At 74.8% G+C, this 16,524-nt stretch carries 11 protein-coding genes and 1 tRNA gene; 5 read left to right on the forward strand and 7 right to left on the reverse strand.

Going from position 1 to position 16,524, the window contains the following annotated elements; all coding sequences use genetic code 11:
- Nucleotides 1–16 precede the first annotated feature (16 nt).
- Both ACIGAQ_RS20700 and ACIGAQ_RS20705 read left to right on the forward strand, forming a co-directional pair.
- The gene (locus ACIGAQ_RS20700; RefSeq protein WP_399784786.1) at nucleotides 17–757 is read left to right on the forward strand and encodes a Clp protease N-terminal domain-containing protein; all 741 of its coding nucleotides are present in this window, start codon (nucleotides 17–19) and stop codon (nucleotides 755–757) included.
- 306 nt (nucleotides 758–1,063) lie between these two features.
- Entirely contained in the window at nucleotides 1,064–2,743 is a 1,680-nt protein-coding gene (locus tag ACIGAQ_RS20705; RefSeq protein WP_399784789.1) for a bifunctional 3'-5' exonuclease/DNA polymerase, read from the forward strand.
- 85 nt (nucleotides 2,744–2,828) lie between these two features.
- On the opposite strand, the gene ACIGAQ_RS20710 is transcribed toward ACIGAQ_RS20705, so the two are convergent.
- The 3 genes from ACIGAQ_RS20710 to ACIGAQ_RS20720 all read right to left on the reverse strand — a co-directional run bounded on the left by ACIGAQ_RS20710 (nucleotide 2,829) and on the right by ACIGAQ_RS20720 (nucleotide 7,670).
- Nucleotides 2,829–5,552: a BTAD domain-containing putative transcriptional regulator gene (locus ACIGAQ_RS20710; RefSeq protein WP_399784791.1), complete on the reverse strand. Its 2,724-nt coding sequence runs from the start codon at nucleotides 5,550–5,552 to the stop codon at nucleotides 2,829–2,831.
- A gap of 362 nt (nucleotides 5,553–5,914) precedes the next feature.
- Entirely contained in the window at nucleotides 5,915–6,808 is an 894-nt protein-coding gene (locus ACIGAQ_RS20715) for a glycosyltransferase family 2 protein (RefSeq protein ID WP_399784795.1), read from the reverse strand.
- 121 nt (nucleotides 6,809–6,929) lie between these two features.
- Complete coding sequence (locus ACIGAQ_RS20720) at nucleotides 6,930–7,670, reverse strand: class I SAM-dependent methyltransferase (protein WP_399784798.1); 741 nt, start codon at nucleotides 7,668–7,670, stop codon at nucleotides 6,930–6,932.
- Between the two features lie 165 nt (nucleotides 7,671–7,835).
- Here ACIGAQ_RS20720 and ACIGAQ_RS20725 point away from each other — a divergent pair, with 165 nt between their 5' ends.
- The 3 genes from ACIGAQ_RS20725 to ACIGAQ_RS20735 are packed head-to-tail and all read left to right on the forward strand — an operon-like array spanning nucleotide 7,836 to nucleotide 9,412.
- A complete protein-coding gene (locus tag ACIGAQ_RS20725; protein WP_399784800.1) occupies nucleotides 7,836–8,384 on the forward strand; it encodes a VOC family protein in 549 nt (182 codons plus the stop codon).
- Nucleotides 8,377–9,180 (forward strand): MerR family transcriptional regulator, encoded by an 804-nt coding sequence (locus ACIGAQ_RS20730; RefSeq protein WP_399784803.1) that lies wholly within the window; start codon nucleotides 8,377–8,379, stop codon nucleotides 9,178–9,180. Before ACIGAQ_RS20725 ends, ACIGAQ_RS20730 begins: the two co-directional genes overlap by 8 nt.
- A 43-nt stretch (nucleotides 9,181–9,223) precedes the next feature.
- Complete coding sequence (locus ACIGAQ_RS20735) at nucleotides 9,224–9,412, forward strand: hypothetical protein (RefSeq protein WP_399784806.1); 189 nt, start codon at nucleotides 9,224–9,226, stop codon at nucleotides 9,410–9,412.
- A 70-nt stretch (nucleotides 9,413–9,482) separates the two neighbouring features.
- On the opposite strand, the gene ACIGAQ_RS20740 is transcribed toward ACIGAQ_RS20735, so the two are convergent.
- From ACIGAQ_RS20740 to tmk, 4 genes are all read right to left on the reverse strand, one after another.
- A tRNA-Thr gene (locus ACIGAQ_RS20740) sits at nucleotides 9,483–9,559 on the reverse strand.
- 108 nt (nucleotides 9,560–9,667) lie between these two features.
- Nucleotides 9,668–11,308 (reverse strand): alpha/beta hydrolase, encoded by a 1,641-nt coding sequence (locus tag ACIGAQ_RS20745; RefSeq protein WP_399784809.1) that lies wholly within the window; start codon nucleotides 11,306–11,308, stop codon nucleotides 9,668–9,670.
- Nucleotides 11,309–11,607: 299 nt separating this feature from the next.
- A complete protein-coding gene (locus ACIGAQ_RS20750; RefSeq protein WP_399784812.1) occupies nucleotides 11,608–12,813 on the reverse strand; it encodes a DNA polymerase III subunit delta' in 1,206 nt (401 codons plus the stop codon).
- A 254-nt stretch (nucleotides 12,814–13,067) separates the two neighbouring features.
- Nucleotides 13,068–16,406: a dTMP kinase gene (gene tmk / locus ACIGAQ_RS20755; protein ID WP_399784815.1), complete on the reverse strand. Its 3,339-nt coding sequence runs from the start codon at nucleotides 16,404–16,406 to the stop codon at nucleotides 13,068–13,070.
- Between the last annotated feature and the right edge of the window lie 118 nt (nucleotides 16,407–16,524).

Consider the following 16,524-nt stretch of genomic DNA (forward strand, 5'->3'; position numbering starts at 1 on the left):
ACCTACGGTTGACAGCATGACGAACCCCGACATCACGTCATCCGTGCGCCTCGACGACCTGATCGCGGCGATCAAGAAGGTGCACCAGGAACCGCTGGAGCAGCTCCAGGACGCGGTGATCGCCGCCGATCACCTGGGCGAGGTGGCCGACCACCTCATCGGCCACTTCGTGGACCAGGCACGGCGGTCCGGCGCGTCGTGGAGCGACATCGGCAAGAGCATGGGCGTCACCCGCCAGGCCGCGCAGAAGCGCTTCGTGCCGAAGGAGTCGGCCGACCTCGACCCCAACCAGGGCTTCAACCGCTACACGCCCCGCGCCCGCAACACGGTGATGGCCGCGCACAACGAGGCCAGGGCCGCGCGCAACGCCGAGGGCGTGCCCGAGCACCTCGTCCTCGGGCTGCTGGCCGAACCGGAGGGCCTCGCCGCCAAGGCCGTCATCGAGCAGGGCGTCTCCCTGGACGCGGTCCGCGAGGCGGCGACGGCGGCCCTCCCGCCGGCCGTGGAGGAGGCCCCCGAGCTCGTGCCGTACGGCCAGGCCGCGAAGAAGGTCCTGGAGCTCACGTTCCGGGAGGCGCTCCGCCTCGGCCACAACTACATCGGCACCGAGCACATCCTGCTCGCCCTGCTGGAGCACGAGAACGGCGAGGGCGTCCTCAGCGGCCTCGGCATCGACAAGGAGCGCACCGAACAGTACGTCGCCGGCGCGCTGCAGAAGATCGTGCAGGCACGACGGGACGCACCGGACGAGTCCTGACGGCAAGCGGAAGCGGGGCCGCGGGGCCGCAGGCCGCGGGGCTCCAGAGAGCGCGGGGCCGCGAGACGCGAGGCCGCGAGGCCGCGAGGCCGCGGAGAGTGCAGGGCCGCGAGACGCGAGGCCGCGGAGAGCGCAGGGCCGCGTGGGGCCACGGAGAGCGCAGGGCCGCGTGGGGCCGCGGCGCAGGCGCGCGGGAGCGTGATCGCGCGGGAGCGCAGGGCCGCGGGGGCGTGAGCCGTGGACGGCGCGGGCGGGCAGGAGCGGCGCTGGGAGGGTGATGTCAGACCCCCCTGCCACACTCGCAGCATGGCCGACCGGTGGGCTCTCGCTCCGGCCGAGGACGGTGGCGTGGACGTCGCCCCCCTCGGTCCGGACGGGATGCCCGCCGGGCCCGTACGGCGCGAGGCGGACCTCGCCGAGGCCGTCCGGAGCCGTCCCGGTGTCACGCGGTGGGTGTGGCGTTCCACCGCCGAGGTCTACCCGCGCCTGCTCGCCACGGGGGTGCGAGTCGAGCGGTGCTACGACATCGAGGCCGCCGAGACGCTCCTCCTCGGCCACGAGGGGCGGTACGGGGAACCACGCTCTGCGGCGGCCGCCCTGGCGCGCCTGCGCGGCGGCCCCGTACCGCCCGATCCGCCGCTGCGCTCCGCCGAGCCGGGCTCCCAGTCCTCCCTGTTCGAGCCCCAGGGCGTCCGGCTGCCCCTGCCGGACCTTCTCGCCGTCTACGCCGAGCAGCAACGGCGGCACGAGCGGGCCGGGCACCCCGACCGGATGCGGCTGCTCACCGCCGCCGAGTCGGCGGGCATGCTGGTGGCCGCGGAGATGAACCGGGCCGGGCTGCCCTGGAGCGCCGAGGTGCACCGGGCGGTGCTGCACGACCTGCTCGGCGAGCGGTACGCGGGTGGTGGCGAGCCGCGCCGCCTCGCCGAGCTGGCCGACGAGGTGTCCGCCGCGTTCGGCCGCCGGGTCCGGCCCGACCTGCCGGCCGACGTGATCAAGGCCTTCGCGCAGGCCGGCATCAAGATCTCCTCGACCCGCCGCTGGGAGATCGAGTCCGTCGACCACCCGGCCGTGAAACCGCTGATCGAGTACAAGAAGCTGTACCGCATCTGGGTCGCCCACGGCTGGTCCTGGCTCCAGGACTGGGTGCGCGAGGGCCGGTTCAGACCCGAGTTCCTCGCGGGCGGGACGGTGACCGGGCGCTGGGTGACCAACGGCGGGGGCGGGCTCCAGATCCCCAAGGTGATCCGGCGGGCCGTGGTCGCCGACCCCGGCTGGCGGCTCGTCGTCGCCGACGCCGACCAGATGGAGCCGCGCGTCCTCGCCGCGATCTCCCGCGACCCCGGGCTGATGGAGGTGGCCGGCCGGGAGACCGACCTGTACCAGTCCGTCTCCGACCGCGCGTTCTCCGGCGACCGCGCCCAGGCCAAGCTCGCCGTGCTCGGCGCGGTCTACGGGCAGACCTCGGGCGACGGCCTGAAGAACCTCGCCGCGCTGCGCCGCCGCTTCCCCAAGGCGGTCGCCTACGTCGACGAGGCGGCGCGGGCCGGCGAGGAGGGGCGGCTGGTGCGGACCTGGCTGGGCCGCACCTGTCCCCCGGCGGCCCGGGCGGCCGACGAGGGCACGGAGGAGGCGGGCATCCCCCTCTCCGAGGACGACCCGCAGCAGTGGGTGCCGGGCTACGCCTCCACCAACACCCGCGCCCGCGGCCGCTTCGCCCGCAACTTCGTCGTCCAGGGCAGCGCGGCCGACTGGGCCCTGCTGATGCTCGCCGCGCTGCGCAGGACGTGCGCGGACCTCGCGGCCGAGCTGGTCTTCTTCCAGCACGACGAGGTGATCGTGCACTGCCCCGAGGAGGAGACGGAGACGGTCGTCGCGGCGATCCGCGAGGCGGCGGACCTGGCCGGGCGGCTCACCTTCGGACCCACGCCGGTGCGGTTCCCGTTCACGACGGCGGTGGTGCGGTGTTATGCCGACGCCAAGTGATCGGCAGCGGTGGCCGACGTGCCGACTGTGGTGGGTCGCCGACGGAGCCGATCGCCGGCGGTGGCCGATGGCAGACGCCGGTTGATCAGCGTCCGGCGCTGGTTCCGGCCCGTTCGAGCTGATCCGCCTCGGTGGTCCGACCACGGCTACGCGCGTAGGGGAGAAGCAGCCGGACGAGGGTGGCGACCTGGGCCGCACGGTCGCCGCGCGGGTCGCCCGCGTGCCGCCGCACCAGGACGACGATGTTGGCCAGCTCCAGGTCCGCCCAGGCGAAGGCCTCCTCGGGGGTGGTGAAGGGGGCGGTGGGACCGCTGCGCGCCGGGTGCCCGCCCGGGTGCCGGTCCGGGTGTCCGCCCGGGTCTCGCTCCGGCTGATGCGCGGCGGGGCGGCAGCGGTGGGTCCGGTCGAGGTGGGGCCCGGCGCCCTGACCGCGCCCGCAGCCGGTGACCGGGTCGTGAACGGCCGCGGCGGCGCGCTCGGCCTCGGCGGCGTACCAGCGGAGGGCGAGATCGGCGGCGTCCGGGCCGGGGGCAGGGGCCCGTCCCGCGATCGGTGCCGCGGCCAGTTCCCGGGCGGCGTCCCGCACGAGTTCGTGTGGTGCGTAGCGGCCGTACGCGGGTTCCTCCAGCAGGGCCACGTCGACGAGCCGGTCCAGCGCGGCCTCCGCGCGGGGCACGCCGGTGCCGGTGAGGCGGGCCAGCAGCGGGGCGCCGTACGCGGGGAGGTCGAGCGCGCCGATACGCCGGAGAGTCAGGGCCGCGTCCCGGTCGGCCTCGTGCGGGGAGTCGGCCAGGGCGTCGTGTGCGCCGACCAGGGTGCGGCGGACGCTCAGGTCGTCGTACTCCAGATGACGCAACCTGCCCTCACCGGACGCCAGTCGAGCGACGAGGGCATCCGGGGTGAGGGCCGGCCGGGCGGCGAGGCGCGCGGCGGCGGCCCGCAGGGCCAGGGGCAGCCCGCCGGTGCGTTCGACCAGGAGACGGGCGGCCTGGGAACCGTCCAGTCCGTCACGTCCTGAGGCGGTGCGCAGGAGCCCGGCGCTCTCGTCGTCCGACAGCGGGGCGAGCGGGAACCGGGCCGCTCCGTCCAGGGCGGTGAGCGGGGAACGGCTGGTGACGATCACCGCACAGCCGGCGCCGCCCGGCAGGAGCGGCCGTATCTGCGCGGCGCTCACGGCACCGTCCAGCACGAGCAGGGTGCGGGTCCGGGCGAGCAGGGACCGCAGCAACGCCGACGCCGCGTCCGGCAGTTCCGGGATGCGGCAGGGCTCGACGCCGAGGTCACGCAGCAGGGCGGTGAGCGCCTGACCTGGGGTGAGGGGTGCCGTGCCCGGGGTGGCACCGCGCAGGTCGAGGTGGAGCTGCCCTTGGGAGAAACGTTCCGCCAGATCGTGCGCGACCCGCAGGGCGAGGGCGCTCTTGCCGACACCGGGCATGCCGCTGATCACCGCGGTGGCGCGGGGGCCGGCGGCGGTGAGAACGCGGTGCAGGGCCTGACGCTCGGAGGTGCGGCCGGTGAAGTGGGCCGGGGGTGGGGGCAGTTGGGCGAGGGCTGGAGATAGCCGGACGGGTGAGGGGGGCGAGGAGGGGGAGGGGGCGGGCGCAGGAGGCGATGAAGCCGGGGTGGAAGAGGCGTGCAGTCCCGGCCCATCCGAGCCCTGGCCGCTCGACACCGGCCCGTCCGAACCCTGCTGCCTCGCCCCCGGCCCGTCCGAGCTCTGCTCCCTCGACACCGGCGCGTCCGTGCCCGGCCCGCTCACCCCTGGCCCGAGCGAGCCGTGCCGGCCTCCCCCGGCCCCTCGCAGCACCTCCACGTGCGCCGCCCGTATCCCCGGTCCCGGCTCGATGCCGAGTTGGCCGACGAGGCGGGTGCGCAGGTCGCGGTGGACGGCCAGGGCCTCCGCCTGGCGGCCGGTCCGGTGCAGCGCGAGCATCAGCTGGCGGTGGTACACCTCGCGCAGCGGATACGCCCCGGTCAGCGCCACGAGCTCCGGCACCAGGGCGTGCAGACGCGGCCCGCCCAGCGCCAGCTCGGCGTCGTAACGCCACTCCAGGAGCAGCAGCCGGGCCTCGCGCAGCCGCTGGGCGAAGGCGTAGCCGCCCACCTCGGGCGGGAGCCCGGCCAGCGGCGCGCCCCGCCACAGCGCGAACGCGTCGGCACACGCGCGGAGAACGCCCTCCCAGTCCCGGCCGGCGTGCGCGGCCCGGGCCGCGACGACCTGGGCGTCGAACACGTGGACGTCCAGTTCGCCCTCGTCGACCCGCAGCAGGTATCCGGAGGGCGTGGTCCGCAACCGTTCCGGGTCGTCGAGCAGCCGCCGCACGCGGGCCACGTGGTTGTGCAGCGAGGCCTGGGCGGAGACAGGCGGCGCCTCCCCCCACAGCGCGTCCTTGAGCGACTCGACGGAGACGACCCGCCCCGCGTCGAGCAGCAACGCGGTCAGCAGCGCGCGGGACTTGGGGCTCCGAATCCCGACGACCCGGAGCGGACCGGGCAGGACGCCGCTCCTGCTACCGTCCGGGACGCCGCTCCCACTACCGTCCGCGACGTCGCTACTGCTGCCGTCCGGAACGCCGCTCCCGGTGCCGTCCGGAACACTGCTTCCGGCGGCTCCCGGGCGGCCGCTCCCGGTGACGCCCGGGCGGCCGTTCCCGGTGACGTCCGGGACACCGTCCCCGATGCCGTCCGGTACGTCTCGATAGAGCACGGGCGGTCCCAGCAGCCCGAACCTCAGCGCACGTCGTGCCCGGCCCTCGCTCCCCGCGCCGGTGTCCTCGCCGCCCGCACCGGAAGATGCAGATGCCCCCATGCCGCCCCCGTTGTCGCAACCGCCCGCGGCGGGATCGCCCCCTTGACGAGTTTCCGCTCCCTGGGCGGTGGTTTTCCGCCACCTTGGCCCGTACGTCCTCCACCGGAATCCACCGCTGCTCCGGTCGTCCTTGATCCTGGTTCGGCGACTTCTCGCCAATCGACCAACGACGCAACGGCGAACCGTTGGCCACATGTTAGCGATCCGTTGGCAAAGCCTGATGTGATCACTACATCGGATCTGGCCCGGCGGCGCGCGCGTAGAAACGCGCAACTCGGGGGAGTGTCGCCGCCGCGGCCGGGTCCGGGTCCCGGTCGGCGGAGGTGAACGGCCGGGGCCCCTCAACTTCCCCGGAGCCCGGCTCAGACGACCGGCGGCCGCCCCAACCGCGTCAGCCGCCACACCGTGCGCCAGCGCATCGGCCGCCGCTCCCCCGCCGGTTCCCGTACGCCTTCCACGAATCCGCCGCACCATGCCCGCAGCCCCGCACGCGACCGGATCCGGGCGAGCGTGAGCAGCACCCAGACGCCCAGATGCACCGGGACGAGCGGGAGCGGCAGCCGGCGGCGGACCAGCCAGACCCGGTTGCGGGCGTTGACGCGGTAGTAGATGGCGTGCCGGGCGGGTGAGGTCCGCGGGTGCCGGAGCACCAGCTCGGGCGCGTAGAGGATCCGCCAGCCCGCGTCTGCCGCGCGCCAGGCGAGGTCGGTCTCCTCGTGCGCGAAGAAGAACGCGGCGGGCCAGTCGCCGATCTCGTCGAGCATCGCCATCCGCAGCGCGTGCCCGCCGCCGAGGAACCCGGTGACGTAACCGCCCCGCATCGGGTCCGCGTTGCCGATCCGCGGCACGTGGCGCTGCTGCGTCCCGCCCTCCTCGTCGGCGATGCGGAAGCCGACGATGCCGAGCCGTTCGTCGGCGGCGTACAGGTCCCGCACCCGGCGCAGCACATCGGCGTCGACGAGCAGACCGTCGTCGTCCAAGTCGACCACGACGTCGACGTCGCCGAACTCCCGGACCCGGGCGAGCGCGGCGTTGCGCCCGCCGGGGCAGCCCAGGTTCTCGTCGAGTTCGACCGTGGTGACCTCCCCGGGCAGCGACAGCCGCCGGGCGAATTCGGGCAGCGGGCAGCCGTTGCCCACGACGACGATCCGCTCGGGCGGCACGTCCTGTTTGGCCACGGACTCCAGCAGGGCGTCGACCTCAGCGGGCCGGTTGCCCATGGTCACCACGGCGACGGCGATCCTGGGTGCCCGCATGTCCTCACCTCGTCCCGGTCGGCAACTGACGGTTGACGGGCGATGCTAGCCGTTCACGGCGAGGACCCTCTCCGTACGCCTGCCGGACGGCGATTCGCCCACGCCGCCCCGGCACCGGCGATCAGGCCCCGCAGCGCAGCATGACCAACGGCGGGTTGGCGTGGAAGTCCGCCCAGAAGTCCGCACCGAACGCGCGCACACCCGCCTCGGACACCGTCACGGGAACCCACTCCGGCTCCCCGAACCCGGCTGCCCGCAGGCACTGTTCGTAGACCTCGCGGCGCGGGCAGGTCGTGACGAACTCGACGGGTGGGTCGAGCAGCGCGGTGACCCGGACGCGCGGTCCGGTCCCGGTCACCTCTCCGGTCGGCTCGCAGCGGAAGCCGTACTTCTCCGGGGACGGCCCGTCGAAGCGGAATTCCGGCGTCTGCGCGAGCACGAAGAACGCGCCGCCGGGCTTCAGGTGCCGGTGTACGGCACGGCACATCCGTTCCATGGCGGCAATGTCCTGCGCGTAGTTGAGCAGCTGGACCGCCGTGGCGATGTCGAAGCGCCGGCCGAGGGGCCGCAGGGCGGACACGTCCGCCACCTCGTAACGCACACCCAGCGGCTCCCGCTCCTCCCGTTCCCGCGCCGCGGCGACCATCTCACCGGAGATGTCGATCCCGAGCACCTCCGCGGCCCCGCGCCGCCGGAACTCCCTGCTGTAGAAGCCGGTGCCGGACGCCAGGTCGAGCACCGGCCTGCCGCGCACGTCCCCGACCAGGGCCAGAAAACCGGGCACCTCGGCGTACTGCGCCAGCGGCAGGTCCTTGAACCCCTCGAACGCCTCACCGATCTCGTCGTACTGCTGCACGCTCATCGCGCGGCCTCCCCGGTACTCCGTCGCGTCGCGCCCCGGCGGCAGTCTCCCCGCGCCCCGGCGGACCCGCGCACTGGCGGAACCCACAAAGATCCGGACCTCACACCGGACCGCCGCACGAACGGACTTGACCCTCACGCGGCGTGAGGCCGGACGGTGGACCGCATGAGCGACCACTACGACGCGTTCGCGATGAGCCCCGTACCCCCTCCCGGCCCGGACGCGGTGGCACCGGAGCCGTTCCGCGGGATCTACGGGATGCCCGCCTTCGTGACGATCCCGACGAGCGATCTGGCCGCGTCCCTGGACTTCTGGACGCGTGGCCTCGGCTTCTTCGAGCTGTTCGGCATCCCGGGCCGGCTGGTGCACCTGCGCCGGTGGGCCTTCCAGGACGTGCTGCTCGTCGCGGCGGCGGACGTCCCCGAGCAGGCGCCGGCGATGAGCTTCAGCTTCGCGTGCGTGCTCGGCGAGGTGGACTCCGTCGCCGAGGCCTGCCGCGCGCTGCGCCCCGCCTCGGTCGACGGCCCGCGGGACACGCCCTGGAACACCCGCGACCTGGAGGTGATCACACCCGAGAACGCCCGGATCGTCGTCACCGCGGCGAAGCCCTTCGACCCGGACGGTGAGGAGGCACGGAATCTCGCGGCCGTCGGCATCACCCCACCGGCCCCCGGACGCGACGCCGACGGCGTCGACAATGGGGAGCATGCCTGACGCCACCGACGCCGAGGGCCTGACCGTCGGCCAGGTCTCGTCGCGCCTGGCCGTGACCGTCCGCGCACTGCACCACTGGGACGAGATCGGCCTGGCGCGTCCGTCCCTGCGCACGCCCGCCGGATACCGGCTCTACACCGCCACCGACCTGGAACGCCTGCACCGCATCGTCGTCTACCGCGAACTCGGCCTCGGCCTGGACAGGATCCGGGCCGTCCTGGACGACCCGGCCACGGACGTGACCGGCGCACTGCGCGCCCAGCGCGCCCAGGTCGACGAACGGATCGACCGCCTCCGGCAGCTGGGCGCCGGACTGGACCGGATGATCGACGCCCACGAGCACGGCCTGCTGCTCACCGCCGCACAGCAGGCCGCGATCTTCGGCCCCGAATGGAACCCGGACTGGGCCGCCCGGGCCCGCGAGCGCTACGGCGGCACACCCCAGTGGCTGCGGTACGCCGAACGCTCCGCCACCCGCACGCCGGAGGAATGGCAAGCCGTCGCCGACACCGTCACCGGCTTCGAACGCGCCCTCGGCGAGGCGATGGACGCCGGCGTCGCGCCGGGCGACCCGGGGGCGAACGCACTCGTCGAACGGCACCGGGAGGTCTTCGCCGCGTACTTCCCCCTCACCCGGCAGATGCAGGTCTGCCTCGGCCGCAAGTTCGACTCCGATCCGGGCTTCGCCGCCCACTACGACGGCGTGCGCGCCGGCCTCGCCGCGTGGTTCCGCAGGATCATCGACGCGAGCGCCCGCGCCCACGGCATCGACCCCGACAGCGCGACCTGGCACTGAGAGGATGACGGGGACCAGCACAGCGAGAAACGGGGGATCGAGCATGCTCGTGCTCATACCGTCGGTCGTCGTCCTCCTCGTCATCGGCGGCTGCGCCTGCGTCTTCCGGACGGCCCGAGGCGACGCCCCCCGCTGGGCCCGAGGCGTGGCCAAACTGACCCTCCTCGGCAGCGAACTGGCCGAGACGGCAACCCGCGGCTCGGGTTCACGCCGCAGCGGCAGCGGCGACTAGCCGGAACCCCGGCACCCTGCCACCGAACGACGAAACCCCAGGTCGGAGTCCATCCGACCTGGGGTTTCAGTGGAGCCGCCTTCGGGATTCGAACCCGAGACCTACGCATTACGAGTGCGTTGCTCTGGCCATCTGAGCTAAGGCGGCGCGCTGTCCGCACTATGGTGCGCTCAGCAACGACGGTAAGTCTACACAGTTTCCGGGGGTGCTCCGTACCAGCCCCGGAGGCGGTCCCTCCGGGGCCCGGCGCGCCCGCTACGCGCAGCGCTTTCCGTTCTTCGGCGGGGTGCCGCGGAGCAGGTACGCGTTGATCGTGCGGTCGATGCAGGAGCTGCCGCGGCCGTACGCCGTGTGACCGTCGCCGTCGTAGGTGAGCAGGCGGCCCGAGGAGAGCTGGCCGGCGAGGGCCTGGGCCCAGCGGTAGGGGGTGGCCGGGTCACGCGTGGTGCCGACCACGACGATCGGTGCCGCGCCCTTCGCCTCGATGCGGTGCGGCTCGCCCGTGGCGCCCACGGGCCAGTACGCGCAGTTCAGCGCGGCCCACGCCAGACCCTTGCCGAACACCGGCGAGGCCTTCTCGAACTCGGGCAGCGCCCCGCGCACCTCGTCGGGGGTGTCGAAGGACGGCGGCAGATCCAGGCAGTTCACGGCCGCGTTGGCGAACATCAGGTTGCTGTAGCGGCCGTCGGCGTCCCGCTCGTAGTAGCCGTCGGAGAGGATCAGCAGCCCGGAGCCGTCGTTCTCCTTCATCGCGGACGTCAGCGCCTCGCGCAGCTGCTCCCAGGAGCCCTCGTCGTACATGGCCGCGATCACGCCGGTCGTGGCGAGCGACTCGGTGAGGCTGCGGCCGGTGTCACCGGTGGGTACCGGCCGCGCGTCCAGCTTCTCGAAGAACGCCTTGAGGTTCTTGCCCACCTGCTCGGGCGAGGTGCCCTTGCCGCCCAGCGGGCAGTCGGCCTGCCGTACGCAGTCCCGCGCGAACGACCGGAACGCCGTCTCGAAGCCCGCCGTCTGTTCGAGGTTCAGGCGCCGCGCGGGCAGCGACGGGTCCATGGCGCCGTCCAGCACCAGCCGGCCCGTCCGGTTCGGGAACAGCCCGGCGTACGTCGCTCCGAGGAACGTGCCGTAGGAGGCTCCGACGAAGTTCAGCTTCTCGTCGCCGAGCGCCGCCCGCACGATGTCCATGTCGCGTGCCGTCTCCGCCGTGGACACGTGCCGCAGCAGCCGGGGCGCGTCCGCGCCGCAGCCCTCCGCGAACGTCCGGTAGGCCTTGACCAGCCCGTCCGTCTCCCGCACGTCGTCGGGCGTGGTGTCCGTCCGGGTGTACGTGTCCATGGCCGGGCCGTCCAGGCACTCGACGGGCTCGCTGCGGGCCACGCCGCGCGGGTCGACCGCGACCATGTCGTAACGGGCGCGGACCTCGGCCGGGTAGCCGATGCCGGCGTACGCCTGCACGTAGCCGATCGCCGAGCCGCCCGGCCCGCCGGGGTTCACCAGGAGCGAGCCCAGCCGCTCGCCGGGTCCGGTGGCGTTCTTGCGGGTGACGGCGAGCCGGACGTCGCCGGCGGAGGGCTTCGCGTAGTCGAGCGGCGCCTTGATCGTGGCGCACTGGAAGCCGGGCACGCCGCAGCCGCGCCAGGCCGGCTTCTGCGCGTAGTACGGCGAGAGGGCGGCCGGCGTGGACCGCGGCAGCGCGACCAGGGCCGCCTCCTGTGCCGCCGAGGCGGTGGACGTCGTCGAGCTCCCGGAGGAGCAGGCGGAGACGAGCAGTGCGGCCGTGGCGAGGAGGCCGGCCGCCGTCCTGGCTCCGCTGCGGGCCCTGCGGTGGGCGCCGCGGCAGCGGGACGCGGCGGGGCCGGGCGACGAGACGGTGCGTGGAGTGCGCCTGGTGTCCATCCAGCGAGCGTAACTCTGCGCGACGGAATGAGTGCCGTGCGTGCGTGTCGTGCCCCGTACGAGTTACGGCGTCAACCGTGTACGAGGTACTGCACCGACCCGTCACGAGTCAGGGTGCCGACCCGGCACGAGTCAGAGTGCCGACCGGCCACGAGTCAGAGTGCCGACCGGCCACGAGTCACGGCGTCGACCGGGCACGAGTACGGGGTCGCCGGGCGCGAATCACGGCGTCGGCCCGGCACGAGTACAGGGTCGCCGGGCACGAGTACAGGGTCGGCCCGGCGCGTGCGCCCGCGCTTTCAGCCCGCTCTGAGTGCCATCGTCATCGCCTCCACCGCCAGCAGCGGCGCCACGTTGCGGTCGAGGGCGTCGCGGCAGGCGGCGATCGCCTCGATGCGGCGCAGCGTGGCCTCCGGGGAGCTGCCGCGCGCGAGCCGCTCCAGGGCTTCCTCCGCGTCCGCGTTGGCGATGGCCACGCGGGAGCCGAGCTGGAGGGCGAGGACGTCGCGGTAGAAGGCGGTCAGGTCGGTGAGGGCGAGGTCGAGGCTGTCGCGCTGGGTGCGCGTCCTGCGGCGCTTCTGCTTGTCCTCCAGGTCCTTCATCACGCCTGCCGTGCCGCGCGGCATCCGGCCGCCCTGGGCCGCACCGAGGGCGGCCTTCAGCTCCTCGGTCTCCTTGCCGTCGACCTCCTCGGCCAGCTGCTTGGCGTCCTCGGCGGCCGCGTCCACCAGCTCCTGCGCGGCCCGGAGCGCACCGCCGATCTCCTCGACGCGCAGCGGCAGGCGCAGCACGGCGGCCCGGCGCTCCCGCGCGGCCGGGTCGGTGGCCAGCCGGCGCGCCCGGTCGACGTGGCCCTGCGTCGCGCGGGCCGCCGCGGCGGCGACGGCCGGCTCGATGCCCTCGCGACGCACCAGCATGTCGGCGACGGCGTCGACCGACGGCGTGCTCAGGTTCAGGTGGCGGCAGCGGGAGCGGATGGTCGGCAGGACGTCCTCGATGGAGGGCGCGCACAGCAGCCAGACCGTGCGCGGGGCCGGCTCCTCCACGGCCTTGAGGACGGCGTTGGCCGACTTCTCGTTCAGCCGCTCGGCGTCCTCGACGAGGATGATCTGCCAGCGGCCGTTCGCCGGGGAGGTGAAGGACTTGCGGACCGTGTCCCGCATGTCGTCCGCGAGGATCTGCGTGCCGACCGCGGCGACGGTGGTGACGTCGGCGTGCGTGCCCACCAGGGCCGTGTGGCAGCCGTCGCAGAAGCCGCAGCCGGGGGCTCCGCCGAGCGCGCGGTCGGGGCTGACGCACTGGAGGGCCGCCGCGAACGCCCGCGCCGCCTGGTTGCGCCCGGCCCCGGGCGGACCCGTGAACAGCCACGCGTGCGTCATCTTCGACGCCTCGGGCGGCGGGGCGTCGGTGGCGGCGGCGGTGACCAGGGCGTCGGCGTCCCGGGCGGCAGCGGCCAGCTGCTCGCTCACCCTCTCCTGCCCGACGAGGTCGTCCCACACGGTCATGGGTCACGCCGCCCTTCCATCATGTTCTGCGGTGCGGAATCCATTGTGGGGGCGGGCACTGACAATGCCGGACGGGGCGAGGGCCTGAGAGGCAGCCGATACCGCCCTGATGCCGGACGAGGTGGGGCCCGGGGGCAGCCGATCCCGCCCTGGTGCCGGACGGGGCGAGGGCCTGAGAGGCAGACGAAAGGGGCCCGGACCGGGTCGGCCCGCGCCCCCTTCATCACGCCCTCATCCGGCTCCCGCCGGCGGCCTCAGCGGCCCCGGCCGCCCCTCCCCCGGCGTCCGCGGCCGCCCTCGCCCGGCTCGTCGTCGTGCGGTCCGAGCAGTTCGTCCGCCAGCGACGGCAGGTCGTCCAGCGGCGTCTCCTCGGCCCAGTCGGACCGGCGGCGCGGCGTGCCCTCGGCGTCGACCTGGGGCAGCTCCCGCGTACGGTCCTCCCTCCCGTCGGGCCGGGCGGACGGGGCCTCGTCCCGGAAGTAGCCGGGCGGCACGCGGTCCGCCGATCCGTCCCCGCGCACGGGGGGCAGTACGGCCGTCTCCTCGGCGTCACCGGGCCGGACGGGCGGCAGTACGGCCGTCTCCTCCGCGTCACCGGGCCGGACCGGCGGCAGCACCGCCGTCTCCTCCGCGTCCGCCGACGGGACGGGCGGCAGCACGGCCGTCTCGTCCGACGCACCGGGGCGCACCCGGGGCTCCTCGGTCCGCGCGGGAACCGGCGGCAGCACCTCCGTCTCCTCACCGGCCGCCGCGGGGGCCGGCGGCAGCGGCAGCTCGGCGGTCACCTCGGCGTCGGAGTCGCCGGAGGCACGGCCGGAACCGCGCTCCTCGTCCCGCACCGGGCGCAGCACGGTCGTGTCGTCCGCCGAACCTCCCGGCGTCACCACGGGCGTCGGCACGGTCGCCGCGTCCTGCCCCGCCACCGGGCCGGAGGGACGCTCCGGCGCGGGGCTCTTGGCCATGGAGATCTTCGGTCCGGCCTCGGCCGCTGCGGCCGCCGCCTCCGCGAGCCGGCGCGCCTCCTCGGCCCGCAGCAGGGCCTCCTCGGCCTTGCGCTGCTTCTCCAGGCGGAGCGCCTCGGCCTCGGCACGCAGCCGGGCCTCCTCCTCGGCCTGCTTGCGGCGCCGCTCCTCCTCGGCCTTGCGGCGGGCCTCCTCCTCGGCGCGGGCCTTCTCCTCCGCGAGGAGCCGGGCCCGCTCCTCCTCGGCCTTCCTGCGTGCTTCCTCGGCCCGGCGCCGGGCCTCCTCCGCCTGCCGTTCGGCCTCGCGGCGCTGCGCCTCCTCCAGCTCGCGGCGCTTGCGCTCCTCCTCCTCGGCGCGCAGCTTGGCCAGCTGCTCCTGGCGCTCACGCTCCAGGCGCTCCTCCTCGGCCTTGCGGGCGGCCTCCTCCTCGGCCTTGCGGCGGGCCTCCTCCTCGGCCTTCCTGCGGGCCTCCTCGCGGGCCTGGATCTCGGCCTCGGAAAGCGGCAGCACCTGGTCGAGCCGGTGCCGGATGACGGTCGTGACGGCCTCGGGCTCCTGCCCGGCGTCCACCACCAGGTACCGCCCGGCGTCGGCCGCGGCCAGGGTGAGGAAACCGGCCCGCACACGCGCGTGGAACTCGGCGGGCTCCGACTCCAGCCGGTCGGGCGCCTCGGTGAACCGCTCCCGCGCGGTCTCCGGCGCGACGTCCAGCAGCACGGTCAGATGCGGCACGAGTCCGTTCGTCGCCCAGCGGTTGATGCGGGCGATCTCGGTCGGCGACAGGTCCCGGCCCGCTCCCTGGTAGGCCACGGAGGAGTCGATGTACCGGTCGGAGATGACGACCGCGCCGCGCTCCAGGGCGGGCCGTACGACGGTGTCGATGTGCTCGGCCCGGTCGGCCGCGTACAGCAGCGCCTCCGCGCGGTGCGACAGACCCGCGCTGGACACGTCGAGCAGGATCGACCGCAGCCGCTTGCCCACCGGCGTCGCCCCCGGCTCGCGCGTGAGCACGACCTCGTGGCCCTTGGCGCGGATCCACTCGGCGAGCGCCTCGGCCTGCGTGGACTTGCCGGCGCCGTCGCCGCCCTCCAGGGCGATGAAGAAACCGGTCGTGGCGGGCGCCTGCTCGGGGTCGTCGCCGCCGAGCAGCGCGTCCTTCAGGTCCTGCCGCAGCGGCACGCCGGAACGGTCGTCGACCTTGGCCAGCACCAGCACGGCGACCGGCAGCAGCAGCGCGCCGGCCAGCATCAGCGTGAAGGCCGCGCCGCCGTGCGCGAAGACGAACTTGCCGCTCTCCAGCCGGTGCGGCCCGATGCCCGCCGCGACCAGCGGGGCGATCACCGCGGCGAGCGCCACGCAGACCCGGACCACCGCGTGCAGGTGCTCGGTCGTGCGGGGGCGCCGGTACTCCTCGGTCTCCTGGTCGAGCAGGGTGTGCCCGATGTTGGCGGACATGCCCGCGCCGACGCCGGACAGGGCGAGGATCAGCAGCACCGAGGTGACGTCCGGGACCAGCCCGGCGGCCAGCAGCGCGATGCCGGTGAAGGCGATCGCCAGGGCGAGCATCCGGCGGCGCGACAGAGCGGGCAGCAGGGCGGGCGCCGTGCGGATGCCGATCACGACACCGCCGGTCAGCGCGCCCACGAACAGCCCGTACAGCACCGGGCCGCCGCCGAGGTCCTTCGCGTGCAGCACGGCCACGGCGACGGCGGCGGAGACCGCGGCGGCGACGGCCGCGCAGGCCGGCACCAGCAGCGGCGTCGCGCCGGTGCGGCCCTTGTCGGTGCCGGTGCCGGTCCTGGGGCGGCGCAGGCCTTCGAGCGGCGGGCGGGCGCGCGGGGTGCGCGTGCCGGGCAGCTCCAGGAAGGTCAGCACGGACAGGGACGCGGCGAACAGGCCGGCCGCCACGTAGGAGGCGAGGGCCGCCTGGTGCTGGGCGAACCACTCGATGCCGGCGCCCAGCAGGTTGTTGAACAGGGCCGCGACGACGAGCACGACGGCGGCGAGCGGAATGGCGACGAAGCCGGTGCGCAGCGAGAGCCGGCGCAGGGCGTCCAGGTGGTCGGGCAGCGGCCGGACCGTCGCGCCCTCGGGGGGCGGGGCGGGCAGCAGCGCGGGGGCCGCGCTCTCCCGGCACACCGTCCAGAACCGCTCGGCGACCCCCGTCACGAAGGCCGTGACGAGGAGGACGGCCAGCGCGTCCTCGGGCGTCCAGTCGATCCACAGCGGCGCGACGATGAGCAACGCGGCGCGCAGCCCGTCCGCGCCGACCATGGTCCAGCGGCGGTCGAGCGGGCCGTCCTGGGAGGTGAGCGCGGTGAGCGGGCCGAGGAGCACGGCGCCGAACAGCAGCGTCGCGAGGATGCGCACCCCGAGAACGGTCGCCACTGCGAACGCCGCGCCTCGGTAACCGCCCCCGAACGAGCCCTCGGCGACAGCCGCCTGGAGGGCTAGGAGGACCAGCACGAGGAGGGCGAGGGTGTCCCCCACACCGCCCACGAGCTGCGCGCTCCACAACCGCTTCAGCTGCGGGCGGCGCAGCAGGGCGCGGACGGCACGCTCGCGGGAGTCCGCGACCAGGGCGTCGTCGGGGGCCGGCTGAGGGGCCGTTGGATGCTCGGCTCGCGTCATGCGTTCAGCCTATCGGCAGCCGACGACACCCTGGAGGGCCCGGTCTGGCATGCGCACGCCCCGACACCGAAGTGTTGCCGGGGCGTTCGCGTTCCGAACCCTGGGCGAAGATCCGGAC

It is taken from the genome of Streptomyces sp. NPDC085932 (genome assembly GCF_044540525.1).
GTDB lineage: Bacteria > Actinomycetota > Actinomycetes > Streptomycetales > Streptomycetaceae > Streptomyces > Streptomyces levis.